30 protein-coding genes are annotated in these 25,015 nt (G+C 72.0%); 12 read left to right on the top strand and 18 right to left on the bottom strand.

The window, feature by feature from the left end:
- Window positions 1–843: 843 nt before the first annotated feature.
- Window positions 844–2,076 (bottom strand): glycosyltransferase family 4 protein, encoded by a 1,233-nt coding sequence (locus tag ACLJQE_RS18145; RefSeq protein WP_410640797.1) that lies wholly within the window; start codon window positions 2,074–2,076, stop codon window positions 844–846.
- A 161-nt stretch (window positions 2,077–2,237) separates the two neighbouring features.
- Between ACLJQE_RS18145 and ACLJQE_RS18140 the strand changes: the two genes are divergently transcribed.
- On the top strand, window positions 2,238–2,933 hold the full coding sequence (locus ACLJQE_RS18140; protein ID WP_410640420.1) for a class I SAM-dependent methyltransferase: 696 nt from the start codon (window positions 2,238–2,240) through the stop codon (window positions 2,931–2,933).
- A gap of 55 nt (window positions 2,934–2,988) precedes the next feature.
- Here ACLJQE_RS18140 and ACLJQE_RS18135 read toward each other — a convergent pair whose 3' ends face one another.
- Window positions 2,989–4,056, bottom strand: coding sequence for a DUF3068 domain-containing protein (locus ACLJQE_RS18135; protein ID WP_410640419.1), 1,068 nt, complete (start codon window positions 4,054–4,056; stop codon window positions 2,989–2,991).
- 271 nt (window positions 4,057–4,327) lie between these two features.
- On the opposite strand from ACLJQE_RS18135, the gene ACLJQE_RS18130 reads away from it, so the two are divergent.
- A complete protein-coding gene (locus tag ACLJQE_RS18130) occupies window positions 4,328–4,825 on the top strand; it encodes a hypothetical protein (protein WP_410640418.1) in 498 nt (165 codons plus the stop codon).
- Window positions 4,826–5,220: 395 nt separating this feature from the next.
- Here ACLJQE_RS18130 and ACLJQE_RS18125 read toward each other — a convergent pair whose 3' ends face one another.
- On the bottom strand, window positions 5,221–5,628 hold the full coding sequence (locus tag ACLJQE_RS18125; protein WP_410640417.1) for a RidA family protein: 408 nt from the start codon (window positions 5,626–5,628) through the stop codon (window positions 5,221–5,223).
- 87 nt (window positions 5,629–5,715) lie between these two features.
- Here ACLJQE_RS18125 and ACLJQE_RS18120 point away from each other — a divergent pair, with 87 nt between their 5' ends.
- Window positions 5,716–6,192 carry a MarR family winged helix-turn-helix transcriptional regulator gene (locus tag ACLJQE_RS18120; RefSeq protein ID WP_410640416.1) on the top strand — a complete coding sequence of 159 codons (477 nt, stop codon included), beginning with the start codon at window positions 5,716–5,718 and terminating at the stop codon, window positions 6,190–6,192.
- Here ACLJQE_RS18120 and ACLJQE_RS18115 read toward each other — a convergent pair.
- The 5 genes from ACLJQE_RS18115 to ACLJQE_RS18095 form a co-directional block, all read right to left on the bottom strand.
- Complete coding sequence (locus tag ACLJQE_RS18115) at window positions 6,189–6,401, bottom strand: helix-turn-helix domain-containing protein (protein ID WP_410640415.1); 213 nt, start codon at window positions 6,399–6,401, stop codon at window positions 6,189–6,191. The two genes, ACLJQE_RS18120 and ACLJQE_RS18115, sit on opposite strands and share 4 nt — an antisense overlap.
- Entirely contained in the window at window positions 6,401–6,880 is a 480-nt protein-coding gene (locus ACLJQE_RS18110) for a DUF2975 domain-containing protein (RefSeq protein WP_410640414.1), read from the bottom strand. The genes ACLJQE_RS18115 and ACLJQE_RS18110 overlap by 1 nt, the downstream gene beginning before the upstream one ends.
- Before the next feature lie 56 nt (window positions 6,881–6,936).
- Complete coding sequence (locus tag ACLJQE_RS18105) at window positions 6,937–8,115, bottom strand: PucR family transcriptional regulator (RefSeq protein ID WP_410640413.1); 1,179 nt, start codon at window positions 8,113–8,115, stop codon at window positions 6,937–6,939.
- A 95-nt stretch (window positions 8,116–8,210) separates the two neighbouring features.
- Window positions 8,211–8,840: a class I SAM-dependent methyltransferase gene (locus tag ACLJQE_RS18100; protein ID WP_410640412.1), complete on the bottom strand. Its 630-nt coding sequence runs from the start codon at window positions 8,838–8,840 to the stop codon at window positions 8,211–8,213.
- A 39-nt stretch (window positions 8,841–8,879) separates the two neighbouring features.
- A complete protein-coding gene (locus ACLJQE_RS18095; protein WP_410640411.1) occupies window positions 8,880–9,413 on the bottom strand; it encodes a GNAT family N-acetyltransferase in 534 nt (177 codons plus the stop codon).
- Window positions 9,414–9,498: 85 nt separating this feature from the next.
- On the opposite strand from ACLJQE_RS18095, the gene ACLJQE_RS18090 reads away from it, so the two are divergent.
- Entirely contained in the window at window positions 9,499–10,089 is a 591-nt protein-coding gene (locus ACLJQE_RS18090) for a YdeI/OmpD-associated family protein (RefSeq protein ID WP_410640410.1), read from the top strand.
- A gap of 74 nt (window positions 10,090–10,163) precedes the next feature.
- Entirely contained in the window at window positions 10,164–11,516 is a 1,353-nt protein-coding gene (locus tag ACLJQE_RS18085) for a pyridoxal phosphate-dependent decarboxylase family protein (protein WP_410640796.1), read from the top strand.
- Here the strand turns inward: ACLJQE_RS18085 and ACLJQE_RS18080 are convergent.
- On the bottom strand, window positions 11,510–11,902 hold the full coding sequence (locus ACLJQE_RS18080; RefSeq protein ID WP_410640409.1) for a hypothetical protein: 393 nt from the start codon (window positions 11,900–11,902) through the stop codon (window positions 11,510–11,512). The two genes, ACLJQE_RS18085 and ACLJQE_RS18080, sit on opposite strands and share 7 nt — an antisense overlap.
- Window positions 11,903–12,110: 208 nt before the next feature.
- Complete coding sequence (locus ACLJQE_RS18075) at window positions 12,111–13,274, bottom strand: MFS transporter (RefSeq protein WP_410640408.1); 1,164 nt, start codon at window positions 13,272–13,274, stop codon at window positions 12,111–12,113.
- A 64-nt stretch (window positions 13,275–13,338) separates the two neighbouring features.
- On the opposite strand from ACLJQE_RS18075, the gene ACLJQE_RS18070 reads away from it, so the two are divergent.
- Both ACLJQE_RS18070 and ACLJQE_RS18065 read left to right on the top strand, forming a co-directional pair.
- Window positions 13,339–13,713, top strand: a complete 375-nt coding sequence (locus ACLJQE_RS18070) for a MerR family transcriptional regulator (RefSeq protein WP_410640406.1) — start codon at window positions 13,339–13,341, stop codon at window positions 13,711–13,713.
- A complete protein-coding gene (locus ACLJQE_RS18065; RefSeq protein WP_410640405.1) occupies window positions 13,710–14,171 on the top strand; it encodes a hypothetical protein in 462 nt (153 codons plus the stop codon). Before ACLJQE_RS18070 ends, ACLJQE_RS18065 begins: the two co-directional genes overlap by 4 nt.
- A gap of 102 nt (window positions 14,172–14,273) precedes the next feature.
- Here ACLJQE_RS18065 and ACLJQE_RS18060 read toward each other — a convergent pair whose 3' ends face one another.
- Window positions 14,274–14,714: a DUF5709 domain-containing protein gene (locus ACLJQE_RS18060; protein ID WP_410640404.1), complete on the bottom strand. Its 441-nt coding sequence runs from the start codon at window positions 14,712–14,714 to the stop codon at window positions 14,274–14,276.
- 100 nt (window positions 14,715–14,814) lie between these two features.
- Between ACLJQE_RS18060 and ACLJQE_RS18055 the strand changes: the two genes are divergently transcribed.
- Window positions 14,815–15,636, top strand: a complete 822-nt coding sequence (locus tag ACLJQE_RS18055; RefSeq protein WP_410640403.1) for a cyclase family protein — start codon at window positions 14,815–14,817, stop codon at window positions 15,634–15,636.
- 164 nt (window positions 15,637–15,800) lie between these two features.
- On the opposite strand, the gene ACLJQE_RS18050 is transcribed toward ACLJQE_RS18055, so the two are convergent.
- The 4 genes from ACLJQE_RS18050 to ACLJQE_RS18035 all read right to left on the bottom strand — a co-directional run bounded on the left by ACLJQE_RS18050 (window position 15,801) and on the right by ACLJQE_RS18035 (window position 20,354).
- A complete protein-coding gene (locus ACLJQE_RS18050) occupies window positions 15,801–18,104 on the bottom strand; it encodes a putative bifunctional diguanylate cyclase/phosphodiesterase (RefSeq protein ID WP_410640402.1) in 2,304 nt (767 codons plus the stop codon).
- Between the two features lie 88 nt (window positions 18,105–18,192).
- Window positions 18,193–19,011, bottom strand: a complete 819-nt coding sequence (locus ACLJQE_RS18045) for an ABC transporter permease (RefSeq protein WP_410640401.1) — start codon at window positions 19,009–19,011, stop codon at window positions 18,193–18,195.
- Window positions 19,001–19,900: an ABC transporter ATP-binding protein gene (locus ACLJQE_RS18040; RefSeq protein ID WP_410640400.1), complete on the bottom strand. Its 900-nt coding sequence runs from the start codon at window positions 19,898–19,900 to the stop codon at window positions 19,001–19,003. Before ACLJQE_RS18040 ends, ACLJQE_RS18045 begins: the two co-directional genes overlap by 11 nt.
- On the bottom strand, window positions 19,809–20,354 hold the full coding sequence (locus ACLJQE_RS18035) for a hypothetical protein (RefSeq protein WP_410640399.1): 546 nt from the start codon (window positions 20,352–20,354) through the stop codon (window positions 19,809–19,811). The genes ACLJQE_RS18040 and ACLJQE_RS18035 overlap by 92 nt, the downstream gene beginning before the upstream one ends.
- 115 nt (window positions 20,355–20,469) lie before the next feature.
- Here ACLJQE_RS18035 and ACLJQE_RS18030 point away from each other — a divergent pair, with 115 nt between their 5' ends.
- The gene (locus tag ACLJQE_RS18030) at window positions 20,470–20,907 is read left to right on the top strand and encodes a hypothetical protein (RefSeq protein WP_410640398.1); all 438 of its coding nucleotides are present in this window, start codon (window positions 20,470–20,472) and stop codon (window positions 20,905–20,907) included.
- Here the strand turns inward: ACLJQE_RS18030 and ACLJQE_RS18025 are convergent.
- Window positions 20,895–21,374, bottom strand: a complete 480-nt coding sequence (locus ACLJQE_RS18025) for a carboxymuconolactone decarboxylase family protein (RefSeq protein WP_410640397.1) — start codon at window positions 21,372–21,374, stop codon at window positions 20,895–20,897. The two genes, ACLJQE_RS18030 and ACLJQE_RS18025, sit on opposite strands and share 13 nt — an antisense overlap.
- Before the next feature lie 94 nt (window positions 21,375–21,468).
- On the opposite strand from ACLJQE_RS18025, the gene sigJ reads away from it, so the two are divergent.
- On the top strand, window positions 21,469–22,332 hold the full coding sequence (gene sigJ / locus ACLJQE_RS18020; RefSeq protein WP_410640396.1) for an RNA polymerase sigma factor SigJ: 864 nt from the start codon (window positions 21,469–21,471) through the stop codon (window positions 22,330–22,332).
- 6 nt (window positions 22,333–22,338) lie between these two features.
- Here sigJ and ACLJQE_RS18015 read toward each other — a convergent pair whose 3' ends face one another.
- Window positions 22,339–22,506 carry a hypothetical protein gene (locus ACLJQE_RS18015; RefSeq protein ID WP_410640395.1) on the bottom strand — a complete coding sequence of 56 codons (168 nt, stop codon included), beginning with the start codon at window positions 22,504–22,506 and terminating at the stop codon, window positions 22,339–22,341.
- Between the two features lie 509 nt (window positions 22,507–23,015).
- On the opposite strand from ACLJQE_RS18015, the gene ACLJQE_RS18010 reads away from it, so the two are divergent.
- Complete coding sequence (locus ACLJQE_RS18010; protein WP_410640794.1) at window positions 23,016–23,819, top strand: hypothetical protein; 804 nt, start codon at window positions 23,016–23,018, stop codon at window positions 23,817–23,819.
- A 225-nt stretch (window positions 23,820–24,044) separates the two neighbouring features.
- Complete coding sequence (gene shbA, locus ACLJQE_RS18005; protein ID WP_410640792.1) at window positions 24,045–24,674, top strand: RNA polymerase sigma factor ShbA; 630 nt, start codon at window positions 24,045–24,047, stop codon at window positions 24,672–24,674.
- A 3-nt stretch (window positions 24,675–24,677) separates the two neighbouring features.
- On the opposite strand, the gene ACLJQE_RS18000 is transcribed toward shbA, so the two are convergent.
- Window positions 24,678–24,980 (bottom strand): cupin domain-containing protein, encoded by a 303-nt coding sequence (locus ACLJQE_RS18000; protein WP_410640394.1) that lies wholly within the window; start codon window positions 24,978–24,980, stop codon window positions 24,678–24,680.
- Window positions 24,981–25,015: the final 35 nt, after the last annotated feature.

The raw sequence follows: 25,015 nt of genomic DNA, 5'->3' as shown, positions 1-25,015 counted from the left end.
GTTTCCTGGAGCATCCTCCTCGAAGCGGAATTCGGCGCGGCCGCACCGGAACCGGAGAAGCTCCGGGCCCGGCTGGCGGCCGCGGTCCAGCAGTACCCGCACCTCGGTGCCGTGCCGGAAATCGAGCGGATCGACGACCTGGCGGCCGTCCGGGATCGCTTCGCTTCGGCGCCCTACGAACGCGGCGCGCCTCTGGTGCGCGTCGCCGTCCGTGACTCCACTCTGCTCATCGCCGCGCACCACGGCGCCCTCGACGGCCTCGGCCTGCTTTCCCTGCTCGGCATCCTCCTCGACGTCCCGGTTTCCTCGGGGGCGCGGGGGATCGGCGAGCGGACGGGCGGCAAACCCTTTGCCGTTTCGGCCCTCCAGCGGCTCGCTGAGGCGCTTTTCGCGCCGCCAGGTCGGATCACGCCCGATCGTGGGCATGAGGCCATCGGAGACGTCTTCGTGGCCTGCCACGAGCCGGGCCTGCGGCTCGGGGCCGCGGGGTTCGTCGCGGCGGCCGTGAGCGCCACCGAACGCTGGAACCGCGCGCACGGGGCCCGGACCGCCCGCGTCGTGGCCGCACTGGGCGCGTCGCGGAGGCCCGGTGCCGCGCCGGAACCGGTGCACGACAGCGCGTTCTTCCGGCTGCGGCTGGGCCGCGGCGCGGACGTCGCCGCGGTGCTGGCGGCCCAGCCGCCGGAGCCCGATTTCCCGGCCCGCAGCAGCCGCCTCGCCCGGCTGGGCACCCGGCTGCTGGCGAGCAGGCTCGGTTCGACGTTCCTGGTGTCGAACCTCGGCGTGGTGTCCACCGGGGACACCGTGCGGTCGCTGGCGTTCTACCCGGCGGCGAGCGGCCGCTCAGGCGTGGCGTTCGGCGCGGCGACCACCGGCGGCAAGACCACGGTCACCGTGCGGGCCCGCCGCAAGGACTTCGACGCGGCCGCGGCCGCTCGGCTCCTGGGCGAGTTCCGGGACGCGGTACGGGACCAGGGTGCGGGGGCGGGGAACCGGCCGTCCGGAGACGTCCCGCACCAGTGACGCGAACTGGCCGACACTCGCGTCCCAGCTGTACCGCCCGGCCCGCTCGGCGCCGGCCAGTCCCATCTCCGCGCGCCGCAGGCCGTCGGCGAGCAGGCCGTCGACCCGGTCCGTGAAATCGTCGAAGTCGTCGGCCAGCAGCCCGGTCCGGCCTTCCACAATGGACTCCGTGACGCCGCCGGCGGCGCGGTAGGCGACCGAGGGCACGCCGTGCGCCGCGGCCTCCATGATCACGATGCCCCAGCCCTCCTTGACCGAGGGGCACAGGTGCAGCCACGAACGCGCGAGGATCTCGTGCTTCGCCTGCTCGTCGACCCAGCCGTGCAGGACCACCCGGTCGGCGACCCCGCGCGAAGCCGCGTGCGCGCGCAGCACTTCGTCCCACGGCCCCTGGCCGACGACCTCCAGCCGCAGGGACGGCCACCGCCGCGCGAGCCGCGCGACGACGTCGATGGCGTGCTCGATCCGCTTGTGCGGCACCAGCCTGCTCACCGCGACCAGCGTGGGCTCGCTGTCCCGCTCGGACGCGCACGGCGGGGGTGCGTCGAGGCCGTTCGGGACCACCGTGACGCGCTCGCGCCCGATGCCCAGTTCCGCCAGCTCCGCCTTGGTGACCTCGGAAACCGTGACGTACCGGCACCGCCGGAACAGCCACGGCGCCAGCCGCGACTCGATCCACCAGCCGATCCGGCCCAGCGTCTCGCCGAGCGCGCTGATCCACTGTTCCTTGTGGACGTGGTGCACGAGCACCAGCACCGGGCAGTCGGCGACCAGCCGGGCGAAGAACGGCATGCCGTTCTGCACGTCCACCACGAGATCGGCGCGGGCCCGGCGGATTGCGCGCAGTGCGTGCGCGTAGACCCCGAACTTGTTGCCGCGCCGCCGGTAGCGGACGCCGTCGCGCCACTCGCCCGCCGACGCGCCCGGGTAGGCGGCGCACTGGATTTCGACCCGGTACCCCGCTCTGGCCAGGCCTTCGGCCATGCGCTCGACGTACCGCTCCGAACCGCCGCCTTCGGGGTGGCCGGTGTCGCGCCAGTTGAGGAGGAGCACACGAGGACGTTCCATCGGGGTTATCCAAACTTTGGCGACGGTGCTAGGTTACCGGTGCGTACACCTTAGATGAACGTATTCGGGAAAGCGACGGTTCAATGGTAGGTAATCCGGTTCTCGTCGCGACGGCGCAGCCGCATCGCGCCACACTCCGTCGTTCCGTGACCCTGTTCCGGACATTCCTCACTGAGCAGAGCGACCCGGACGGCTTCTATTCCGCGCTCGCCGCGGACTCCGTGCGGCAATTGGCGGCGCACGCTCCGCTGTCCGGGTGCACGGTGCTCGACGTCGGTGGCGGACCGGGCTATTTCTCCGACGCCTTCCGGGCGGCGGGCGCGGTCTACCTCGGCCTGGACCCGGACGTCGGCGAGCTGTCCGCCCGCGGCGAGCCGGGGGAGAACATGATCCGCGCCAGCGGCACGGAACTGCCGGTACGCAGCGGATCCGTGGACATCTGCTACTCGTCGAACGTGCTGGAGCACGTCTCCGAGCCGTGGGTCATGCTCGACGAGATGTGCCGGGTGACCAAGCCCGGCGGCACGGTCTTCGCGTCGTTCACGCCGTGGTATTCGCCGTGGGGCGGCCACGAGACCGCGCCCTGGCATTTCCTCGGCGGTCATTACGCCCGGCGGCGTTACGTGGAGAAATTCGGGAAGCAGCCGAAGAACAAATTCGGCGAAAGCCTGTTCCCGGTTTCGGTCGGCGCCGCGCTCCGGTGGGCGAAGGCGACGCCGCTCGCCGATCTGGTGGCCGGGTATCCGCGGTACCACCCGAGCTGGGCGATGTGGATCGTGCGGATTCCCGGCCTCCGTGAAATAGCCTCTTGGAATCTGGTCCTGGTGCTTAGAAAGCGGTGACAACCGGGGCTTCGCCCCGGGCCGGGGGCGCTGCCACCCGGACCCCCTCGGGAAGTCAGCGCCCGGCTCCCACCGGTTCCCGTCGCCGCCGCGGCGGGGCCGGCGGGGCGGCCGGACGCCGGCGGAGCAGCAGGTACCCCGCCACGACGATCAGCACGCCGCCGCCGATGCCCAGCCACAGCGGGCCGGTGCTCGACAGGAACTGCAGCTTGCCCTTGTTCTCGTTGATCTGGTCGACCATCTGCGCGATCGTCTTGGCGTTGTAGGCCAGCGTCCCGTCGAACACGACGGTCGGGTTGCCGGTGGCGGGGCGCAGTTCCTGGTGCTGCTGTTGCTGCTGCTTCACCTGGACGCCGGTGACCGGCTCCACCCACATCGTGTTGATGCCGCGGTAGTACAGGTCCGCGTCGATGCTCGAGTCGGCGGCGCCGACGAGCGAGCCGGGCACCGACTTCGTCTCGAGCTTGGTGTCGGGGATGTTCTGGACGAACTTGTAGGTCTCGATCCCGTTCACCTCCTCGGTCCCGGTGAACTTGGCGGTGACGGCCTTGCCGGTGTTGTCGTCGTAGACCTGGTAGTCCTGCTGCTCGGTGCCGAAGGGGAACTTGAAGTTCAGGCCGGGCTGGGCCTGGTAGATGTTCTGCTCCGGCGGCTTCTCGCCGTCCTTGTCGGCCTTGTCCTTCAGCTGGGTGACGTAACTGCTTTCCCTGGTGCACTTCGGGTCGGCGTCCCCGCGCGGGTCGTACCCCTCGGAGGTGCGCCGGTCGAAGCAGACCTGCCGCTTGCTCGCGCTGACCACTGTGCCGTCGAGGTCGTCCTTGACCTGCACCGCGAGCAGCCAGACCGCGTAGTCGGTGCCCTCGCGCATCTCGGGCCGGGCGAAGTTCGCCTGGACGCGGGCGGTCGCGGTCAGCTTCGCGTTTTCACGGATCTCGGTGACCGGGCCGGTGCCCTTGTCGGTCACGGCGAGGACCTTGCTCGCGGTGCCTTCCAGCACCGACGTCGAATCCTGGTCCAGCGGCACCTTCGCGAGCTTCGGGTAGACGTAGGTCGGCAGCAGCACCGACCCGGCGACCGCGAAGACCCCCAGTGCCAGCAAGATCAGGCCCAAAGCTCGTCGCAACGGTCCTCCTGGGTCGTACTTCGGACAGCCAAATTACCCGGCGGTAATCAGGTGCACGGATAGTGGCCCCCGCCACGTCGCGCGTCAAAGTGTGACCGGCGGTCACAGGTATCCGGTGCGACCGGAAGGCGGCACGGGCACGCCCGTTCGGACCAAGCGGCCAAACATGTTTGTTCCCGGGCACAACGGGCGCGGGCTCACCATCGGACCATCCCCACGCCGCCGCGCCGGACCGCGAAGGAGAGCTCCCCTTTTGCTGCAGGACCCATCGATGGTCGCCATCGCGGCGACCGCGCGCTGGCGGGCCCGCATCGTGGCGGCCGCCGCGAGCGCGGGGATCAGCCTGACCGACCCCCAGGCGGGCGTGCCCGGCATCCGGGTGCTGACGTGCGCCTCGGGCGACCTCGGCGCCATCGTGCCCCGCCTCGCCCGCGACACCGGCCCGGCCCGGCCGGCCATCGGCGCCCACTCCGACTCGATCGCCGACCGCGAGCTGCGTGACGCGGTGGCGGACGTGGCGGCCTTGCTGTCGTTGCACGGAAACGTGGTGCTCGACCTCGACGCAGGCGGCCGCCGGCACCGCCCGCCCCGGCCGGACGTGGTCGTTTCGGCCGCGGTGGACCGTCCCCAGTGGACAGAACCGGCGGTGGCACTGCCGGTGGGCCGCGACCGCCGCGGCGGCCCCCTGACGGTGGCGCTCACGGCAGGCCCGGGCTTCGAAGGAGCATTGCTGGAGCTGGCCAGCTTGGTCGAGGCCGACGCGGCTTAGCCCCACCGTCCGGCCCCCAGCCCAGCCCGACCCGCCTCCTCCAGCGCCCCAATGTGGCCTTGGGTGCGTTGAGCGCACCGAAGGCCACATTGGGTGCGTTGGGCGCACCGAAGGCCACCTTGGGTGCGTTGAGCGCACCGAAGGCCACATTGGGTGCGTTGAACGCACCGAAGGCCACATTGGGGCGCTGGAGGGGCGCCGCCGCGCTGGGCGGGGCCGAGTGGGGCCGTGTCGAGGAGGGGTGCGTTGGGCTGGCCGGGCCGGGCCGCGGCGCTGGGGCGGGCAGGGCCGCGCTGGGCTCGGGAAGCCGGACTCTGCGAGGCGGGGCGGGGCGAGCGGGGCGGGTGGGGCGAGCCGGGTGGGGCGAGCCGGGCGGGGCGAGCGGGGCGGGTGGGTCAGGGCTGGCCGACGACCGCCGTTGCGCGGATCTCCACTCGCATGCCCGGTGCTCCCAGTGCGGCCACTCCGATCTGGGTCCAGATGGGCGCGCGGTCGCCCATTCGCTTGCGGAACTGCTCCACCATCACGCGGGTGTGGTCGTCGCCGATGGTGTCCGGTGCCGTGGGGATGTGGAACGAATCCACCGCCACCACGTCGGCCCAGGTGGCGCCCGCCGTGGCCAGTGTGCGCTCCACGTTGTCGAAGGCCCGGACGATCTCCTCCTCCAGGTCGGCCGGGAACACCGTGTCGTCGTCCCAGCCGCCCTGGCCCGAGATCTCCACCCGGTCGCCGATGCGGACCGCCTGGCTGTAGTGCAGGGCGGCGAGGTGGCGGGGGCCGTAGCCGGGGGTTACGTAGAACATGGGGATCCCTTCGATTCACTTCATGCTTGAAGTCAACGTAGCATGACTTCAAGCATGAAGTCACCCGGAGGTGGATAGGGTGCCACCATGGCCACGGATCACGGAGGCGAAGGCCCGCGCTGGCTCAGCCCGGCCGAAAAGGAAGCCTGGACCGGGCTGGTCTCGCTCATCCTGCTGCTCCCGGGACGGCTGGAGGCGCCGTTGCAGCACGAAGCGGGCCTGACGCTCTTCGAGTACCTCGCGCTCAGCCACGTCTCGGAAGCGCCGGAACGCCGTCTGCGGATGAGCGAGCTGGCCTTCCTCGCCAACGGTTCCCTGTCCCGGCTGTCCAATGTGGTCAAACGGTTCGAGCAGCGGGGCTGGGTGCGGCGCTCGCCCGACCCGGACGACGGCCGGTACACCCTGGTCACCCTCACCGACGCGGGCTTCGACGTGGTCGAGCGGGCCGCGCCGACGCACGTGCGCAGTGTCCTGGACGTGCTCGACCCGCTCACCGCGGCCGATCGGCAGGCGCTCGCCCGGATCGCCGCCAAACTGCGCGTGCGGCCCGCCGACCTGGGCTAAGTCTCGTCTTCGACCCACTCGAGCAGGTCGCCGGGCTGGCAGCCGAGCACCCGGCACATGGCCTCCAGGGTGCTGAAGCGCACCGCCTTGGCCCGGCCGTTCTTCAGGACGGCGACGTTCGCCGGGGTCAGCCCGACCTTCTCGGCGAACTCCCCGACGCTCATCTTGCGCTTGGCCAGTTCGACGTCGATGCGCACGACGATCGGCATCAGATGACCGCTTCCATGTCGGACCGGAGCGTGGTGGCCTGCCGCAGCAGGGCGCGCATGACCACCATCAGCAGGCCGAGCACGGTGATCGCCACGGTCACCAGGAACAGCAGCATCGGCATCCCCGGGTCGTCGGCGTTGAAGCCGACGAAGAGCAGCATGCCGGCGACCACGAGCCACGCGGCGGCGATGGCCCAGACGATCGCGTCGACCCACTTCAGGGACGCGGTCGTGAAGATCCGGTCCTTCTTGACCAGCGTCAGCAGCTTCCAGGTCGCGACGACCACCACCTGGACGCACAGCACCAGGAACACCGCGATGGCGGTCAGCGGCCAGCGCAGCGGCGCGTCGTGCGGGTTCTGCTGGGCGTGGTAGGCGATGCCGCCCGGTAGCGACATCGTCTGGAACACGACGAGGACGCCGAACAGCACCACGAGGAAGAATCTGAGCGCGGCAACGGCCCATTTCTCGGTAACCATGCGCTGACTATCGCGCGCTTCCTATCGAAAGTCAATCGGTAGTGATCGAAAGACGATCAATCCGGCTCGGGGTCCAGGCGCACCGACTCCAGCGCGACGTACAGCTCGCCGATGTCCACCGGGTCGGTGAGGTCGCGTTTGGTCAGCTCCTGCACGCGGCGCAACCGGTAGCGGACCGTGTTGGGGTGCACGAACAACCGGTCCGCGGCTTCCTTCGCCGAGCCGTGGCCGGCGAACCACGCCAGCAGCGTGTCGAGCAGGACCTTGCGTTCCGCGCCGGGCAGGGCGAGCACGCCGGCCAGCGCCGACCGGACGACGTCACGGGCCATCCCGGGCGCGGCCGCGACCAGCGTCGTCACCGGGGAATCGCCGAACACCACCACGCCCGCGGTCGCCGCCGGCAGCGAGCGGCGGGCGATCCGGGCCCGGTGCAGGGCGTCCGGGACGTCGGGGAAGCCGCTGAACGGCTTGCTCATCCCGGCCGCGACGGGCAGGGAACCCAGCACTTCACGCAGCCGCCGGACGTCCTCGATCCGGTCGATCGCGACCAGGCCCGCCTCGCCGCCGGGCCGCCACGCCGACCGCCAGCGCCGCGCCCGCAGCAGCGCCTCGACGGAGTCCTGCTCGTCCGGCTCGACGCGCTCGGTGACCACGACGACGAACATGCCCGCGGTCGGCAGGCCCAGGTCGCGGGCCGCGGCTTCCATGTCCGCCTGGCCGGCGAGCCGGCCGCGCAGCAGGTCGTCCAGCAGCCGCGCGTTCGCGTGCGACGGCTCGGCCGCGACCTCCTCGTACGCCGTGGTCAGCGCGTCGGAGTAGAGGTCGATCGCCTTCCAGACGTAGGAGTTGATCTCGATCGTCCGGGTCGGGCTCAGGAACTCCGGGCCGGCGAGTTCGAGGAGCCCTTCGTAGACGAAGGTGCCGCCGATCCGGAACGCGCGCAGCACGGCGGGCAGCGGGATGCCCCGGCGCGCCTGGGCCAGCCCGGTCTTGCGGGCGGCGTCGAGGGCGAGGCCGCGGCCTTCGGCCAGCGCCGTCAGGGCGCGTTCGAGATTGGCCCGGCACACCTGCCGCAGTTCGCCGGGGGCGACGGCCTCGATCTGCCGGTAGAACTCGTCCTGCTCGCTGAGCAGCCGGGCCAGGCGATCGGCGAACTCGGGGAGCCGGGCCAGCATCTCGCGCACGAGCTCGCGGTGTTCGCGAGGTACCGGTCTGGCCAGAGCTTCGATGCCCATCCCTCACCTTAGCTCGGGTGCGCCGCCCGGGATATGCACGAAGTTGAGCAAAATTCATGTCCTTCGGGTGATCGACGTCGCCGGGGCTTGACGGCTCAGCCCGGTTTGCGGGCGGTCAGGTAGACGTGCGGCTCCGGGGTGGCGCCCGGGTGGTCGGGCACGAATTCGGCCTCGTCCGCGCGGACGATCTCGAGGCCCGCCGCCGCCAGCCGCTCCTTGAGCGGGCCGGCGGCGAAGCTGTACGCGCGGACCGGGTGGCCCATGAAGACGATGTCCACCCCGTCGACGTCGGCGGGCACGGTGGCGAAGACGAGCAGGCCGCCGGGCTTCAGCCAGGCCGCGAGGCGGCCGATCATGGTTTCCTGCTCGGCCCGCGGGAGCTGCAGCATCGAGAAGAAGGCCGTGATGGCGTCCCAGGTGGCGTCCTCGAAGGACAGTTCGCGCATGTCCCCGAGTTCGAACCGCGCGGCGGGCACCTGGCTCCGGGCGATCTCGACCATCTTCGGGGCGACGTCGTAGCCGGTGACGTCGTGCCCGGCGGCGGCCAGCAGTTCCGCGGTCGGCCGCCCGGTGCCGGCACCGACGTCGAGCACCTTCGCCCCCGGCGGCAGGGCGGCGAGCAGATCGGTGATGGCGGCTCGCTGCCCGGTGGCGGTGCGGAAGGCGTGTTCGTAGCCGGTGCCGAGCGCGTCGAAGACCTCGGCGGCGGTTTCGGGGCGGGTCATGCTCGCCCACCTTGCCAGACTCCGGATCTCCGGCGCCGGTCAGTCGATGAGGTCGGTGTGCCGGATCCGGTACACCTGCAGCCGCAGGTTGTAGTACTTGTCGGTCTCGCCGACCCACTGCATGCCGAGCCGCTTGGCGACCGCGATCGCGCGCGTGTTGTTCGGCCGCGCGACGGCGAACAGCTCTTCGGTGTCCTGGGTGAAGGCCCACTCGATGAGCGCGGTCGCCGCCTCGGACGCGTAGCCCTTGCCCCAGGCGCCCGGGGCCAGCTGCCAGCTCAGCTCGAGGTCCTCTTCGAACGGCGGCAGCAGCCGGATGCCGAGGCCGCCGATCACCGCGCCGTCTTCCTCGCGTTCGACGGCCCACCGGCCACGCGGCGGCGGCAGGTTCGGCTGGGCTTCCTGCCAGGCGTGCAGCACCGCGCGCATCGCGCCGATGTCGCCGACGCGGTCCATGGCCGGGGTCAGCCAGTGCGTGACGTCTTCCGCGCCGTAGATGGCGAACGCGGCTTCGGCGTCGGCAGGCGTCCAGTCTCGGATCACGAGCCGGTCGGTGCTCAACGGGGTTTCCATACCAGGACGCTACGCCGGGAGACCGTCGATTGTTCCCGCGCTTAAGTGCTCAGAAGGTGAGCACTTAAGCGCGGATGATGAGGACATGGACAAGATCGAAGGTGTCGCGGTGCTCGAGGTCACATCGGCCGCGGAGTGGCGGTCGTGGCTGGCGGCGTCGGGTGCGACGCAGGAGTCGGTGTGGCTGGTGATCCGGCGCAAGGCGAGTGCGGTGCCGGGCGTGCGGATCCACGAGGCGATGGAGCAGGCGCTGTGCTTCGGGTGGATCGACAGCAAGGCGTTGCGGCGTGACGCGGAGAGCACTTACCTCTGTTTCACGCCGCGGAAGCCGGCGAGCACGTGGAGCCGGGTGAACCGGGAGCGGGTGGCGCGGCTGACGGCCGCCGGGTTGATGACCCCGGCGGGACAGGCGGTGATCGAGCTGGCGCGGCGGACCGGGACGTGGGACGTGCTGGCCGAGGCGCAGGACGGGGTGGTGCCGGCGGATCTGCGGAGTGCGCTCGAGGAGGATGCGGTGGCCCTGCGGTGTTTCGAGGGGTTCCCGCCTTCGTCGCGGCGGATGATCCTGGAGTGGATCGCGCGGGCCAAGCGCCCGGAGACCCGGCAGCGCCGGATCGCGGAGACGGTGGAGCTGGCGCGGGAGAACCGCCGAGCGGCTCACCCGAAGGCCGCCTAGCAGGTCGCCAGGCGCCGGCCACGAATTCCACCGCCCGCTCGCCGAACGCGGCCTAGAGTCGGCTCGTGGACGAGATGCACGCCCTCCTGGCCCGCGCCGCCGAGCTCGCCGCCGGCTACCGGGCCACCCTCGCGGACCGGCCCGTCGCCCCGCCCGTCGACCCCGCCGCCCTGCGGTCCGCCTTCGGCGGCCCGCTCCCGGCGCGCCCGGCCCCACCGTCCGAAGTGCTCGAACACCTCGCCCGCGCCGCCGAACCCGGGCTCGTCGCCACCGCCGGGCCACGGTTCTTCGGCTTCGTCATCGGTGGCGCGCTCCCCGCCGCCACCGCCGCCGATGTTCTTGCCGCCGGCTGGGACCAGAACGGCTTCAACGCCGTCCTCTCACCCGCCGCGGCCGCCGCCGAAGCCGTCGCCGGCTCCTGGCTCAAGGACCTGCTCGGCCTCCCCGCGCACGCCTCCACGGGGTTCGTCACCGGCGGCCAGGCCGCGAACACCGCCGGCCTCGCCGCGGCCCGGCACCACGTGCTCGCCGAAGCCGGCTGGGACGTGGAACGCGACGGGCTCGCCGGTGGCCCGCGCGTCCGCGTCGTCGCGAGCGAAGAACGGCACGCGACCGTCGACCGCGCCGTGCGGCTGCTGGGCTTCGGCACCCGCGCCGTCGAACCGGTCGCCGCCCGCCCGCAAGGCGCGATCGACGTCGGAGACCTCGCGCGGGTCTGCGCCGCCGGCACCGGGCCGCTGATCGTTTGCCTGCAGGCGGGGAACGTCAACACCGGCGCGTGCGACGACCTGCGCGCCGCCTGCGAAACCGCGCACCGGCACGGCGCCTGGGTGCACGTCGACGGCGCGTTCGGGCTCTGGGCCGCGGCCAACCCGGGAACCCGGGCGCTCCTCGACGGCGTCGAACTCGCCGATTCCTGGGCGTGTGACGGGCACAAGTGGCTGAACGTCCCGTACGACTCGGGTTTCGTCTTCTGCGCCCGCCCGGACGTCCACGCCGCGGCGATCGCCTACCGGGCCGCGTACCTCACCGGCGCCGGTGAGGTGTCCGGCATGGGCGATCTGACCTTGGAGTCGTCGCGCCGCGCCCGCGGTTTCGCGGTCTGGGCGGCGCTGCGCGAGCTGGGCCGCGACGGCGTCGCCGAACTCGTCGACCGGTGCTGCCGGCTGACGCGCCGCTTCGCGCGGGCCCTCGCCGACGGCGGGGCTGAAATCGCCAACGACGTCGTCCTCAACCAGGTCCTGGTGTCCTTCGGCGGTGACACCGACGCCCTGATCCGGGCGGTCCAGGACGACGGCACGTGCTGGCTGGGCGGCACCACCTGGCGCGGCCGCCGGTACCTGCGGATCTCGGTGTCCGGCTGGGCGACGACGGAAGCCGACGTCGACCGCAGTGCCGCGGCGATCCTCCGCCTGGCAGGTCAGTGACCCTCGCGCACCGAAAGGGGATCCGTCCGCCAGGCGATCTCCTTCTCGCCGCCCGTCGGCCAGCTCGAGGACAGCCGGCGGCGGACGCTGCCCAGCGCGCCCAGCTCGGCGAGGTCGACGCGGGAACCCTGCGCGGCCAGCGTTGACACCTCGGCGGTGGTGAGCGGGACGAAGTCGAAGTACTGCGCGGCTTCGCCGCCCGCCCAGTCGACGAACTCGGTGAAGATCGTGGCGAACGACTGCCCGCATTCCGGGCACCGGCGCAGCGAGACGCTGAAGTGCGACCGCTCGACCAGGCGATGGGTCTTGTTCAGCCGGGTCGTGCAGAACGCCAGCGCGGTCAGGGCGTCTTCGCCGGAGCAGCGGGCGCAGCCGAACTCGGTCATCGGCCGATCATCGCACGCGTGAATCCGGACCCGGTTGCGGAGGTGCACCGAAACCCGCTGACCAGCCCGATTCACTCTGGTCCGCAGTGGTCTGGACCGGCGAAGGTGTTGCTGGGCCTCGGGTTCTACGGTCGCGGCTGGGGCGGCGTGACGCAGCGGCAGCCGGGCGCGAGCGCGTCCGGGCCCGCCGTCGACTTGGTTCGTCCCATCAGGATCGAGCGGGGAACCCGTGCCGCCGGGCGCCGAGCACCACGGCGAGCACCGGCAGCAGGAGCACGAGCAGCGTCCACGGGAAGGACGCGGGCCCGGCGTCGTCGAGCAGAACCCCGCCGGCCAGCCCGCCCGCGGCCATCGCGGCGTTCCACAGCGTGACGAGCATGGCCTGCGCGTTGTCCGCCGCTTCGCCGCCGGCGTTCCCGGCCGCCGTCTGCAACAGCGTCGGGACGCCGCCCCAGCCGAGCCCCCACAGCGCCACGGCGACGTAGACCAGCGCCGGGGCGGCCGTGAACACCGCCAGCAGCGTCGCCGCCACCGCGACGCCGACCGTGCTGAGCACCATCAGCGTCCGCAGCGCGCGGTCGATCCGGGCGCCGACGACCCCGATGCCCGCCATCGACGCGATCCCGAACACCAGCAGGACGACGTCCACGGAACCGCCGAGGCCGGCGTGGCCGAGGAAGGTGGCGATGTAGGTGTAGAGCACGGTGTGCGCCAGCACGAACACGAGCGTCACGGCGAGCACGGGGACGACGCCGGGAACGGCGAGCGTGCGCAGGACCGGCGTCCGGCCGCCGACCTGTCCCGGCTGGCCGGGCACCGCCGCGGCGATCCACGCGAGCAGCACCACCGCGATCGCCGACATGACACCGAAGGCCGAACGCCAGCCGAGCAGGCCGCCGAGGAACGTCCCGGCCGGGATGCCGAGCGACAGGGCCAGCGGGATGCCGGCCATCACGATCGCGATGGCCTTGCCCTGGTTGCCGGGGACGAGCCGGCGTGCGTAGCCGGCGAGCAGCGCCCAGACGACGCCCGCGGCCACCCCGGCGACGAAGCGCGCCACCATCGTCAGCGCGTAGTCCGACGAGAGCGTCGTGACGGTGTTGGCCACGGCGAACCCGGCGACCCCGGTGAGCAGCAAGCGTTTGCGGGGCCAGGTCGCGGTGGCGGCGGACAGCGGGATCGCGGTGAGCGCCGTGCCGAGCGCGTAGATCGTCACGGCCTGGCCGGCCGCGGATTCGCCGACGCCGAGGCCGGCGCTCATCCCGGGCAGCACGCCGGCGGGCAGCGCCTCGGTGAGCACGGTGACGAACGCGGCGGTGGTGAGGGCGAGCAGGGCGGTCAGCGGGAGAGCGGGGGTGCGGAGGTTCGTCATGCCGCTATGCTCGAACCCTCACATAGATGTGAAGGTCTACTCCGGCGGGTGTGAGGTGGCGCACATGCGGATCGGCGAACTCTCGGAGCGCACCGGCACGTCCCGCCGGTTGCTCCGGTACTACGAAGAGCAGGGCCTGATCATCGCAGGCCGCGGCCCGAACGGCTACCGCGACTACGACGAGCCGACGGTCGACCGGGTGATCCAGGTCCGCGGCCTCCTCGACGCCGGCCTGCCGACCCGGATCATCAAGCAGATCCTGCCCTGCCTCGACAAGCCACGGGCCATCTACTTCCCGGACGCGACACCGGAGATGATCGCGACGCTGGAGGCGGAGCGCGACCGCATGACCCGCCGGGCGGAATGCCTGCTGCGCAACCGCGACGCGATCGGGGAGTACCTGGCCGCGGTCCGCGAATACGACTCCGTCGGCCGATGACGGACGACGGGTTCGGCGACGACTGGATCCTCGAGCCGGTGCCGTGGCGGGAACTGTCCCGCCCGGTGGCCGCCCCGGACGATCCGCTGATCGGCGCGGGCCGCGTTCTTCCCCACCGCGGACCGTCACGCGCAGGTCGTGGACGTCCCGGCCACCCTCGACGCCGAGGGGTCACCGGGCTGCTGCCGCGGACGGCCCTGGTCGTCAAGAACTGCGCGGGGAATCCAGCTGGGGAAAGGGAATTCGCAGACGAACATCCACAAATTCCGGGTCGAGGACGTGCGGATCTCCCTGGACAAGACGCTCGCGAGCGGGACGCGGCCGCGCTCTACGCGGTGCTCGACGTGACGTGCAACGAGAACGAGCCGGTACCGCCCGAAGTGCTGGCGGAAACGATCACCTCGGCGTATGGCGAGGGCAACGAGCCCTCGGCGAGTCCGAGCCGCGCGGGGCGTTGAAGGAGCTGCCGGAAGAGCCGGTTGAGATCCGGCTGCCACCACCTTCGCCGTCGGCCGTCAAGCCGCCGGCGGCCGACGGTCCGTTCCGGGGCTGGTTCTAGGTCACCAGCGGCGGGACGGGTCGATCACGTGGACGGCCGCTTCCTCCGCCGAAGCCGCTCCACCGTCGATGCCGGCGTCCGAGGCGTACAGCTCTTCGTCGGTGTCTTCGCCGTAGCCTTCGTCCGTCGCGACCAGGCGGCCCGCGCGGACGTCGCCGACCTCGTCGTCGATCAGCTCGCCGTCGGTGTCTTCGGTGTCGCCCAGTCCGTCGTCATCGGCGTCGTCGGCCAGGTCGGGGACCTCGCGGGCGAGCCGGCCCGCCCAGCTCTCGCCCTCGGCCGTTTCGTGTGCGGTGGTGCCCCAGCCTTCGGTCGCCTGCGCCCGTTCCGGCGGTGAATAGCCCTCCGCCAGCTCGTCGCGGTCGTCCAAAGTGTCCTCGGGGTCGAGGATGCCGTTGTCGGCGTTGTCTTCGTTGTCGCGGTCTTCGATGTCGTTGTCCACGGCCACCATCTTCGCGCAACTCGTTGGCCGCGCCCAGCCCGGGTGATATGACGGTGTCGTGTCCGGGGGCCTGCCCCGCGCCGGGGAAAGGTGATCTTCCATGCCGATGAGACGCAGGGTGCTGGCCGCGGGGCTGGCCGGGGTGTTCGGCGCCGCGCTGTCCGGGCGGACGGCCCAGGCCGCGGAAGCCACGCCGCCGGTGCGGCTGGACCAGCTGAACCTGGTCAACCTGTCGCACGTCAACGACCCCGCCACGACCAACGTCTTCCCCGGGGACCCGGCCTTCGAGCTGGAGACCATCGCCACCATCCCCGAAGACGGCTACTACCTGCAGTTCGTCCGCGAAGGCGAGCACACCGGGACGCACTGGGGCGCGCCAGGGCACTTCAACACCGGGGAACCGCTCGCCGACGACATGGACCCGGCGGACCTGTTCCGGCCCGCCGTGAAGATCGACGTGCGGGCGAAGGCCGCGGCGAACCCCGACTACGCGGTCACGGTCGACGACCTCAAGGCGTGGGAGAAGCGCCACGGCCGGATCCCGGCCGAGTCGGTCGTGGTGCTGTGGACCGGCTGGGACGCCAAGTGGGGCACGCCGGCCTTCCCGAACACCGGCGCGGACGGCGTGCTGCACCAGCCGGGGTTCTCGATCCCCGCGGTGCAGTGGCTGATCGACACCGGACGCCTGGGCCGCCGCGGTGGCACGGGCACCGACACGTTCAGCCCGGACGTCGGCACCGACGAGACGTACACGGTGTCCAAGCTGGTCTACCGGCGCCACCGGATCAGCCTGGAGATCCTCGCGAACCTCAAGGCCCTGCCCACAACGGGCGCCTGGGTACTGGCGGGCGGCCCGATCCACCGCAACGGCTCCGGCTCGACCGCAACGATCTTCGGCGTGCTGCCACCAGGCGTGCGCTAGCGCCCCAAGGTGGCCTTGGTTGCGTCCAACGCACCGAAGGCCACATTGGGTGCGTTGGGCGCACCGAAGGCCACATTGGGTGCGTTGGGCGCACCGAAGGCCACATTGGGTGCGTTGAGCGCACCGAAGGCCACATTGGGGCGCATGGGGCAGGGCCCGGCGGGCTAGCCGGCTGAGAGCGTTGACAGCCGTAGTGAGGAGAGTGCGGCCGGGTGGCCGAAGCGGTAGCCCTGGGCCGTCGTGCAGCCCGCGCGGGTGACCAGTTCGGCCTGCTCGGCCGTCTCGATGCCCTCGGCGACCACGGCCACCTCCAGGTCGGCGCACAGGCCGACCAGCGATCGGCACAGGGCCGCGTCGCGGTCCGGGCGGATGCCGGTCGTCAGCGCGCGGTCCAGCTTGATCAGGTCGACCGGCAGCGCGTGCAGGACCGTCAGGGAGCTGTACCCCGCGCCGAAGTCGTCGAGTGCCACCCGGACGCCCAGGTCCTGCAGGCGGCGGATCGCGGCGGCGCCCGCCGCCAGGTCCGGCACCGGCACCGTCTCGGTGATCTCCACGATCAGGCGTTCGGCAGGCAGGCCGTACCGGTCCAGCGCGGAGCCGACGCTCTGCTCCAGCGTGTCGGCTCCGAGCCGGCTCGCGCACACGTTGACGTGCACCGTCAGGTCGATCCCGGCCGCGGTGATCTCGCGGCAGGCCAGGTCCAGTACCAGTGCGTCCAGTTCCGCGCCGAGGCCGGCGCCTTCGGCGGCGCGGACGAACGTCTCGGGCGACACCGCGGTGCCGTCCCGCGTGGTCCAGCGGGCCAGCGCCTCCACCGCCACCGGCTGTTCGTCGGCCAGCCGGACGATCGGCTGGAACACCAGCGCGAAACCCTCCGGAAGACCGCCGTCCGCGCGGCGCAACGCCGAGGGGAAGTCCGGCGGCCCGTCCGGCGACGGGTGGTACACGACCGTGGTGTCCTTGCCGAGCCGTTTGCCCGCGTACATCGACGTGTCCGCGCGGCCCAGCAGCACGTCCGACGTCACCGCCGGTTCGGCCGGGTCCGGTACCACCAGGCCCATGCTCGCGCGGATCGGCACCAGCGTGCCGTGCACGGCGAACGGCCGCCGCAGCGCGCTCTGGATCCGGTCGGCGACGGCCTGCGGCGCGTCGACCTCGCCTTCCAGCAGGATCGCGAACTCGTCGCCGCCGAGGCGCGCGACGGTGTCGCCCACGCGGACGCAGCTCAGCAGCCGCTGGGCGACCGCGTGCAGCAGGACGTCCCCGCCGGCGTGCCCGAACCGGTCGTTGACCTCCTTGAAGTCGTCCAGGTCGACGAAGATCAGCACGAGCGGCCCGCGTTCGCCGTCCGCGCCCTGCTCGACGGCCCGGTCCAGCCGGTCGGCGAACAGCGCGCGGTTGGCCAGCCCGGTCAGCGGGTCGTGGTAGGCCTGGTGGGTCAGCTGCTGCTGGCCCTCGTACACCCGGCGCAGCAGCAACCTGTTGTCCAGCAACGAAAGCAGCTGCCGGGCGAGCACCAGGAACACCACGAGCGCGCCGACGAACACCTCGACGCCGTCCGGGCCGGCCCCGGCCACGATCTGCACGGTGATCAGCAGCGCGACCGCGGTGACCGGCAGGTACGGCAGCGCCACCTGCCACCAGTCGACGCCGACCGGCTGGTCCGCGTCGGCACGACGGCGGGTGCCGGGCGTGGCCAGCAAGGCGAAGGCGATGAACATCGGGCCGAGCACGAATCCCGCGTCGGCCCAGGGCTTCATGCTCTGCGCGCCGATGCTGACCAGGTAGGCGAACACGCTGTCGGAGCAGGCCAGCGCGACGATCCCGACGGCGGTCAGCAGCAGGTTCGCGCGGTAGGGGCGGTCCACCCGGTCGAACACCACCAGCAGCACCGCGACGACCACGACCACCAGGTCCGACAGCGGGTAGGCGATGGCGACGGCCCAGGTCAGCGCGTCCGGCCCGGTGGCCCGGACCACCTGCCCGAGCGCCGCGGTCCAGGTGAGGATGAACAGCGAGGCGGTGACGACCAGCCCGTCGAGCACCACCGCGACGCCGAACCACTGGGCCGGCTGCCAGCGTTCGCGTTCCGGCCGGGAGCGCGCGTGCGCGAGGACGAACAGTGCCGCGAGCGCGAACACCGGGAAGCTCAGGTACCCGACGTCGGCCAGCGACGGCGACGGCAGCCCGCGGCCGTCGATCAGCTGGTACCACGACCAGACGCACTGGCCGAGCGACCAGCCGGTCATGCCGAGCGCGACCAGCACCCGCCACCAGCGCTGGTGCCCGCGGACCCGCCGGGCGACGACGACGCCGCAGACGACCGCGGTGATCCCGGCGCCGAGCTGCATGGCGTCGTCGACCCAGAGGGCGAAGGTGTCGCCCCAGAAGGCGAACCCGTTGACCACGATCAGGGCCGCCGTGACGAAGACGAGCACGATGGCCACTGGGTACCGCCGCACTGTCATGGCACCTCACGCGGTCACGCACGCCGGTCGGACCGGCAAACACTACACCGGGCGTGATCGCGCACGAGCGCACCGGCACCGGCGCCGGTCAGGCGATGTCGCGGCGCTGCAGCAACCAGCCGCCGAGGACGCCGAACGCGATCAGGTACGCGGCCAGCACGGCGGTCGCCTGCCCGGCCCCGACGACCTGCTCGACGCCCGGTGCGGCCGCCCCGAACGCGGCGGCCAGCGCCCCGGCGTTCGGCCCGGGCAGCGCCTTCTGCAGCTGCGCGACCCAGTCCAGCAGCGGTGCGGCGACCGACGCCAGGAGGTTCTGCACCGCGAGCAGCCACACCAGGCCCAGCCCGATCGGCAGCGCCACCGAGCGCAGGCCGATCGCCAGCAGCACGCCGAGCGCGCCCCACATCGTCGTGACCAGCCAGCCGGCGCCGAGGCCCAGCAGGACGTCGGACACCGCGGGCCAGCCGGCGGCCCGGCCTTCGAGCGACGCGACGAGCGCGCTCGCCCCCGCCGTCGTCGCGAACAACGTGAGCACGGCGGCGAGGGCGGCCAGCGCGACGGTGACGAGCTTCGCGCCGTACACCGCGGCGCGCGACGGGTGCTGCACGAGCACGGTTTTCCAGGTGCCGTAACCGTATTCGCTGCCGGCGACCAGGACGCCGAAGATCAGCGCGAGCCCACCGACGAAGATCGGCAGCCCGCCCAGTGCGCTGCCGACGAAGGCGTCCGGCAACATCACGGCCAGTCCGCGGCCGCTGCCCGGCGGCCCGGCCACCGTCCCGCTCAATCCCGCGTACGGGACGGCGTAGCCGAAGGTCAGCGTCAGGACGACGGCGACGGCCAGGAGCAGCCAGGTCGCCGGACGGCGGGACTGCTTGGTCAGTTCGGCGCGGATGTCACGCAGCATCGGGGGTACCTCCGGTCAGTGCGAAGAAGGTCTGTTCCAGATCGGGTTCGCGCCAGCGCAGCTCGGTGACGACGAACCCGGCGCCGACCAGTTCGGCGTTGACCCGCCCGGCCTGCTCCGGTGCGACGTCGAGTTCGAGGGCGGTTTCGCCGGCGCGGACGCGATCCGGGCCGAAGAGGCGTTCGAGGTGCTCGCGGGCCTGCCCGAGCGGATCGGCGACGACACGCAGTGCCCCACCCGCGCGGAGGTCCTCGACCGTGGTCTCGGTGACGAGCCGGCCGTGGTCGAGGACGCCGACGCGGTCGCAGATCTGCTCGACCTCGGCCAGCAGGTGGCTGGACAGCAGCACGGTGCAGCCGCCGGCGGCCAGCTTGCGGATGGTCACCCGCATGTCGGCCATGCCGGCCGGGTCGAGGCCGTTGGTCGGCTCGTCGAGCACCACCAGCTCGGGGTCCTTCAGCAGCGCCGCGGCCAGGCCGAGCCGCTGCTTCATGCCGAGCGAGTAGGTCGCGTACCGGTCCTTGGCGCGATCGGTGAGGCTGACGACCTCGAGCACGGCGTCGACGCGCGTCCGGCGCACCCCGGCGTGGTCGGCGAGGACCCGCAGGTTGGCCCGGCCCGAGAGGTACGGGTAGAAGGCGGGGCCTTCGATCAGCGCGCCGACGCGGGCGAGGCTGCCCGGTCCCGGCTCGGCACCGAGCAGCCGGACGCGGCCGGACGTCGGCCGGATCAGGCCGAGCAGCATCCGCAGCGTCGTCGTCTTGCCGGCGCCGTTGGGGCCGAGGAACCCGTACACCTCACCGGCGGGCACCGACAGGTCCAGGTCCTCGACCGCGGCGGCCGGTCCGTAGCGCTTGGTCAGCGCGGTCGTTTCCACGGGCAGGGTCATGGGTTTCCTTCCGGATACGGCCCCACGGCTTGAAGACCGAGAGCACGGTGGCGAACAGCAGGAGGGTGGGGGCGACGATCACCGGGTAGAGCAGGCCGTCGGGAGCAGCGGCGGCTTCGTCGATCCCCGGCCGCAACGCGACGAGGATCAGCACCGCCATCAGGACGTTGACCGCCAGCTTCGCGGCCACCCACCAGTAGCGGACGAGGCCGTACTTGGTGCCGAGGCCTAGCACGACGCCGGTGCCCAGCGTGAGGACGGCGGCGATCAGCATCGGCCAGACGGCGAACAGGCCGAGCGCCTGCAGGCTGGTGGCGCGGACGGCGGTGTCGTCGGAGATCAGCGCGGTGCAGACGAGGATGCCGAGGACCGCGTCCATGCCGATCCACGCGCCGGCCAAGACGATGTGCGCGACGAGGTAACTCTTGCGGGCCCGGCCGCTCAGCCTGGTCATGGTCGCCCCCTTTCTTCGGTGCGTCCCATGGTCGGGCCGGGCGCCGCCGTGGGCGTCCGCCGCAGGACGGCACTTGCGCCTACGCCGGGCTGCGTACGCGCGTACGGTCGGCGTGGTGATCACGCGCATCCGGGGGTACGCGCTGCCGAGCGGCGAGTACGTCGACCTCTACGGCGACGGCGACCGCTGGACGACCGATCCGGTGCCCGGCGCCACCCGGGTGGGCGAGGGCTGGCTGGTTCCCGGCCTGGTCGACGCGCACACCCACCCCGGCGCCGCGCAACCCGGGCAGCCGATGGACGACGAACTGCTCCGGGAGCAGCTGCACCAGCACGTCGACGCCGGGGTCACGCTGATCCGCTCGCCCGCGTGCGCGTGCTGGCGGGCACGGATTCCCTGCCGCACGGCGGGATCGTCGCGGAGATCCGGGCACTGGTGGCCGCGGGAGTCCGGCCGCACGGCTCGCCGACCCGGCGGCCGTGGTGCTGCGCGGCCGGTGCGTGCGGCGCCGCGGGTGAGCACGGCGCCGCACGACAGGCCCTACTTGCTGTAGTTCTTCCCCAACGGCTTTCCCGGGATCGGCTTCGCGATGAGCGCCACCGGCACGAAGTAGCACATCTGGCTGAGCGCGAGGGCGAGCGTCCAGAGCGCTTTGTCGTCGTAGCAGGCGGAGGCGCGGGCGAACAGCTCGTCGGGCACGCGCTCGCCCCGGGGGCTCGCCGTGAAGACCGCCTCGGCGAGCTCCAGCGCGACGCGTTCGGCTTCGCTGAAGTACGGCGAAGCCGGCCAGGACGCCACCGAGGTGACCTGCTCCTCCGTCGCTCCGGACTTGCGGAAGAGCTCGGCTTGGCGGACCACGTGGTACGTGCTGCCGACCAGCTGGCCGATGCGCAGCTGCACCAGGTGGATGGTGCTCCGGGGGATCGACCCGTTCATGGTGACCCTGGTCAGCGCGCCGGCGATCTCGCCGAGCTCGGGGAAGAACCGCGCGGGGTCGGGCAGGCGGGACCTGTCGGACATCGGGTTTTCCTTTCGTCGTTTCGTGTCCCGACGAAACAGCCCGTCCGGATGTGAGGCGGCGTCACAAATCGGCGTCCGGGTGCGTCAGGGGGGTGTGACTGATCTTCTGCACGAGCGGCGGCAGCTGACCGGGCTCGCCTACCGGCTCCTGGGCTCGTTGAGCGACGCCGAGGACGTCGTCCAGGAGGCGTACGGCCGGTGGTACGCCCTGACCGGGCCGCAACGGGACGCGATCGCATCGCCCGGTGCCTGGCTGACGACCGTCGCGAGCCGCATCTGCCTCGACCAGCTCGGCTCGGCCCGCGTGCGGCGGGAGCGTTACGTCGGCGAGTGGATCCCGGAGCCGCTGCCCGGCGAGACCGGGTGGAGCACCGATCCGGCCGACCGCGTCACGCTGGACGAGTCGATCACGATGGCGTTCCTCGTCGTGCTGGAGTCGATGACGCCGGCCGAGCGCGTGGCCTTCGTCCTCCACGACGTCTTCGGCTACCCCTTCGCGGAGGTGGGAGCGGTCCTCGGCCGGTCCTCCGCCGCGTGCCGCCAGCTGGCCGGCTCCGCACGGCGGCGCGTCCGGGCCGTCCGCGCTCCGGCGCCGGCCCGGGGGAGCGCCGAGGTGGTCCGCGCCTTCAAGCTGGCCCGGGAGGCGGGGGACGTCCAGGGGCTGGTGGGCATCCTCGATCCGGGGGCCACGGTCGTCGCGGACGGCGGCGGGCTGGCGAGGGCGCTCCGCCACCCGATCGAGGGCGCCGAGCGGGTCGCGCGCTACGCCGTGGACCTCACCGGCCGGATCCCGGCGCTGGCGATCGAGGAGACGACCGTCAACGGGCAGCCCGGCCTGGCCGCGTGGCGGGACGGCGCCATCGTGGCCGTCATGGCGTTCGAGGTGGCCGGCGCGTCGATCCGGCGGATCTGGGCGGTGCGCAACCCCGAAAAGCTCCGCCGGTGGCAGGCGGCGTAGGAGTCGCTAGCCGACGCGATCGTCGTGCCGGCTGTGCGGGGCCGGCACGATGAACGCGATCACCGCCGCCGCCAGTCCGGCGAGCACGGACAGGTGCGCGGCGGCCGGTACGGCGCTGAGAAGGAACAGCCGCAGCGACCCCGAGATCAGCAGGCGCCACATCCTCGGGCTCATGATCAACAAGTACCCGCGGCGAGCCCTCGTCAACCGGTGCCGAGGCAACGGCCTGGTCACGTTCACCCACGGGGGTGGTGCGCCGCCCGGGTGAACGTGTCCCGGCCGGGAAGCGTGGTGCGGCGGCGAACGCGTGCCGGACGTTTCGACACCTTCGACAGCGGCGGCCGCGGGGGTTTCCGCCGCGGAATCGTTGCGGCGCAATGCTGCCGCCGTCAACGGCAACGCCAATGAGTTTCGGCGTTTCCGTGTTGGCCGGAAAGGAAACCGCGGGATAACGATCCGTTTGCCGGAGCGTGATCGACTGGACATCGGCGGTGGCGCTGACGAACATTGACCTCCGTGCGTGGAAGGGGAGGGGAACGGTGAGCCTCAGTGCGGCGGACGTGGTCGGCGAACTCAAGGCCCTGCGCAAAGGGAGGGCAATTTTCACGACACCGCTCGCGGACCGGATCGGCCCCGCATTGCGCTCCACTTGCGGCATTCTCGAAGATGACGGAACCGTGGAGATGCGGCGTAAGCTGTCGGATCGATTGCGGCCGCTGGTCGAGTCGTTGCCGGACGATCTGAAGATCGCGCTGCTCGCCGCATTCGCGCTCGACGAGCGGGCGCGGAAACCGTTCTACCAGGAACGGGTGCACTGGGCGGCGATCACCCTCGACCGGGACGACCGGACGGTCCGGCGGCGGATCGACGAGGGAATCGAGCAGATCGCCGCGCTGGCCGTCGCGGCGGCCGAGCCGGAGCCCCGGCGCTCTTCGGGCCGCGGCTGGCACACCGAAGAACTGCGCGTCACGCTGGCGCTCGACCAGCCGGTGCCGGAGGCGTTCGAATTCCGGCGGGTGATCGCCGACGCCGACGAAATCGCCGTGCTCGACCTCGCGCTGACGTTGCCGCTCAGCGGTGAATCGGGCGATTCGGTCCGCGAGTCCGATCTCGGTGTCGACGTGTTCCACGGCGGTGTGCTCGCCGGCCGGGTGATGGAATCGAGTGACCGGATCGGGCTGGCGCTGCGGCTGCCGGAGCCGTTGCGCCGCGGCGCGCGGCACGAGGTCGGCCTGCGATTCCGGGCAAACCTGCGAGAACCGCGTTACGTCTGCGTGCCGCGGCACCCGTGCGATCTTTTCGATCTGCACGTGCGGTTCGGTGAACGCGTGCCGAAGCGGATCGTGCGGCAGGAAAAGGTTTCCCCGGCCGGCGTGGACGACCGGTCGCGAACCGGCTTCGCGCTGGCCGCCGACGACGCGGGCGAGGTGCACGTCCGGTTCCGGAACCTCGATCCCGGCTTCGCGTACGGAATCCGCTGGGCTTGATCTGTCCACTATTTGTCCAGTGTTCCGCGGGTGTCCGGCAGCCGTTCCGCACGGATGGTGAACGATTAACGGACAATAGCTGGACAACCCCCACCGCGCTGCAACGTTGCTGGTCAGCGTGTCGATAGTCCGGATGTCGGACCGGGAACCGTCCAGGCCGCGTAGTGTCCGATGTGGACGGACGGGCGCCCGGTTGGCGGACACGAGGAGGGCGGCGTGGAAACCATGATCGCGGAGGCGGCGGCGGCCGTCGACGGCTACACCGTGCTGGCGGCTTCGCCGCGGCCGGAGGGCGGCCTGACGAAGGAGCGGCTCGACCCGGTGGTGGCGGCGGCGCGCGACGGCGACCCGGACGCCGTCCAGGCGCTGCTGCGGCTCATCAAGCCGACGGTCGTGCGGTACTGCCGGGCGCGGATCGGCGGGCGGGACCTGTCGTACCTTTCGGCCGACGACGTCGCCCAGGAGGTGTGCCTGGCGGTGCTGAAGGTGCTGCCGAACTACCAGGACCGCGGGGGATCGTTCCTGTACCTGGTGCGCGCGATCGCGGCGAACAAGGTCGCCGACGCGTTCCGCTCGGTGGCCAGGGACCGGTCGAAGCCGGTGTCCGAGCTGCCGGACCGGCCGCTGGGCGGCAACGAGCCGGAGAACCACGTCCTCGAGCTGGACCTCGGCGCCCGGCTGGGCCGGCTGCTGGCGGCGCTGCCGCCGCTGCACCAGGACATCCTGTCGCTGCGGATCGTCGCGGGCCTGTCGGCGAACGAGACGGCGGAGGCGCTGGGCATCTCCGCCGGCAACGTCCGCATCACGCAGTTCCGCGCGCTGACGAAGCTGCGCGGCATGATCGGCGAGCGTTAGCCGTCACTCCAGCCATTCGGTGATGAAGCGGTCGCTTTCGTGGATGTGCACGGCCTCGTAGACGCCGGGGCCCAGCACGGCGAACTTGTGCGGCGTCCCGGCCGGGACGACGAGCACGTCCCCGGCGCCGCCGTCACGCTGCTCGTCGCCGACGGTGAACCGCGCCTGCCCGCGGATGATGACGAACGTTTCGGGGTAGGGATGCCGGTGCAGCCGCGGCCCGGAGCCGACGACGTCCGTGCGTTCGCGGATGACGGAGACTCCGGACCCGACGTCGCGTCCTTCGAAATTCTCGCTGTCGCTCACCTGGGCAGGGTAACCCCGCTTCCGCCTCGCAAGTC

The organism is Amycolatopsis sp. lyj-346 (assembly GCF_046548975.1).
Taxonomy (GTDB): domain Bacteria; phylum Actinomycetota; class Actinomycetes; order Mycobacteriales; family Pseudonocardiaceae; genus Amycolatopsis.
The sequence above is the reverse complement of the archived record's forward strand: the minus strand, read 5'-3'. Positions and strand labels throughout refer to the sequence as shown.

Bases quoted from the DNA above. Each gene is read 5' to 3' on its own strand.
- ACLJQE_RS18130 (WP_410640418.1), top strand. From the start codon at position 4,328: ATGGTCGCCATCGCGGCGACCGCGCGCTGGCGGGCCCGCATCGTGGCG.
- ACLJQE_RS18125 (WP_410640417.1), bottom strand. From the start codon at position 5,628: ATGTTCTACGTAACCCCCGGCTACGGCCCCCGCCACCTCGCCGCCCTG.
- ACLJQE_RS18120 (WP_410640416.1), top strand. From the start codon at position 5,716: ATGGCCACGGATCACGGAGGCGAAGGCCCGCGCTGGCTCAGCCCGGCC.
- ACLJQE_RS18115 (WP_410640415.1), bottom strand. From the start codon at position 6,401: ATGCCGATCGTCGTGCGCATCGACGTCGAACTGGCCAAGCGCAAGATG.
- ACLJQE_RS18110 (WP_410640414.1), bottom strand. From the start codon at position 6,880: ATGGTTACCGAGAAATGGGCCGTTGCCGCGCTCAGATTCTTCCTCGTG.
- ACLJQE_RS18105 (WP_410640413.1), bottom strand. From the start codon at position 8,115: ATGGGCATCGAAGCTCTGGCCAGACCGGTACCTCGCGAACACCGCGAG.
- ACLJQE_RS18100 (WP_410640412.1), bottom strand. From the start codon at position 8,840: ATGACCCGCCCCGAAACCGCCGCCGAGGTCTTCGACGCGCTCGGCACC.
- ACLJQE_RS18095 (WP_410640411.1), bottom strand. From the start codon at position 9,413: ATGGAAACCCCGTTGAGCACCGACCGGCTCGTGATCCGAGACTGGACG.
- ACLJQE_RS18090 (WP_410640410.1), top strand. From the start codon at position 9,499: ATGGACAAGATCGAAGGTGTCGCGGTGCTCGAGGTCACATCGGCCGCG.
- ACLJQE_RS18085 (WP_410640796.1), top strand. From the start codon at position 10,164: ATGCACGCCCTCCTGGCCCGCGCCGCCGAGCTCGCCGCCGGCTACCGG.
- ACLJQE_RS18080 (WP_410640409.1), bottom strand. From the start codon at position 11,902: ATGACCGAGTTCGGCTGCGCCCGCTGCTCCGGCGAAGACGCCCTGACC.
- ACLJQE_RS18075 (WP_410640408.1), bottom strand. From the start codon at position 13,274: ATGACGAACCTCCGCACCCCCGCTCTCCCGCTGACCGCCCTGCTCGCC.
- ACLJQE_RS18070 (WP_410640406.1), top strand. From the start codon at position 13,339: ATGCGGATCGGCGAACTCTCGGAGCGCACCGGCACGTCCCGCCGGTTG.
- ACLJQE_RS18065 (WP_410640405.1), top strand. From the start codon at position 13,710: ATGACGGACGACGGGTTCGGCGACGACTGGATCCTCGAGCCGGTGCCG.
- ACLJQE_RS18055 (WP_410640403.1), top strand. From the start codon at position 14,815: ATGCCGATGAGACGCAGGGTGCTGGCCGCGGGGCTGGCCGGGGTGTTC.
- ACLJQE_RS18050 (WP_410640402.1), bottom strand. From the start codon at position 18,104: ATGACAGTGCGGCGGTACCCAGTGGCCATCGTGCTCGTCTTCGTCACG.
- ACLJQE_RS18045 (WP_410640401.1), bottom strand. From the start codon at position 19,011: ATGCTGCGTGACATCCGCGCCGAACTGACCAAGCAGTCCCGCCGTCCG.
- ACLJQE_RS18040 (WP_410640400.1), bottom strand. From the start codon at position 19,900: ATGACCCTGCCCGTGGAAACGACCGCGCTGACCAAGCGCTACGGACCG.
- ACLJQE_RS18035 (WP_410640399.1), bottom strand. From the start codon at position 20,354: ATGACCAGGCTGAGCGGCCGGGCCCGCAAGAGTTACCTCGTCGCGCAC.
- ACLJQE_RS18025 (WP_410640397.1), bottom strand. From the start codon at position 21,374: ATGTCCGACAGGTCCCGCCTGCCCGACCCCGCGCGGTTCTTCCCCGAG.
- ACLJQE_RS18015 (WP_410640395.1), bottom strand. From the start codon at position 22,506: ATGAGCCCGAGGATGTGGCGCCTGCTGATCTCGGGGTCGCTGCGGCTG.
- ACLJQE_RS18010 (WP_410640794.1), top strand. From the start codon at position 23,016: ATGCGGCGTAAGCTGTCGGATCGATTGCGGCCGCTGGTCGAGTCGTTG.
- shbA (WP_410640792.1), top strand. From the start codon at position 24,045: ATGATCGCGGAGGCGGCGGCGGCCGTCGACGGCTACACCGTGCTGGCG.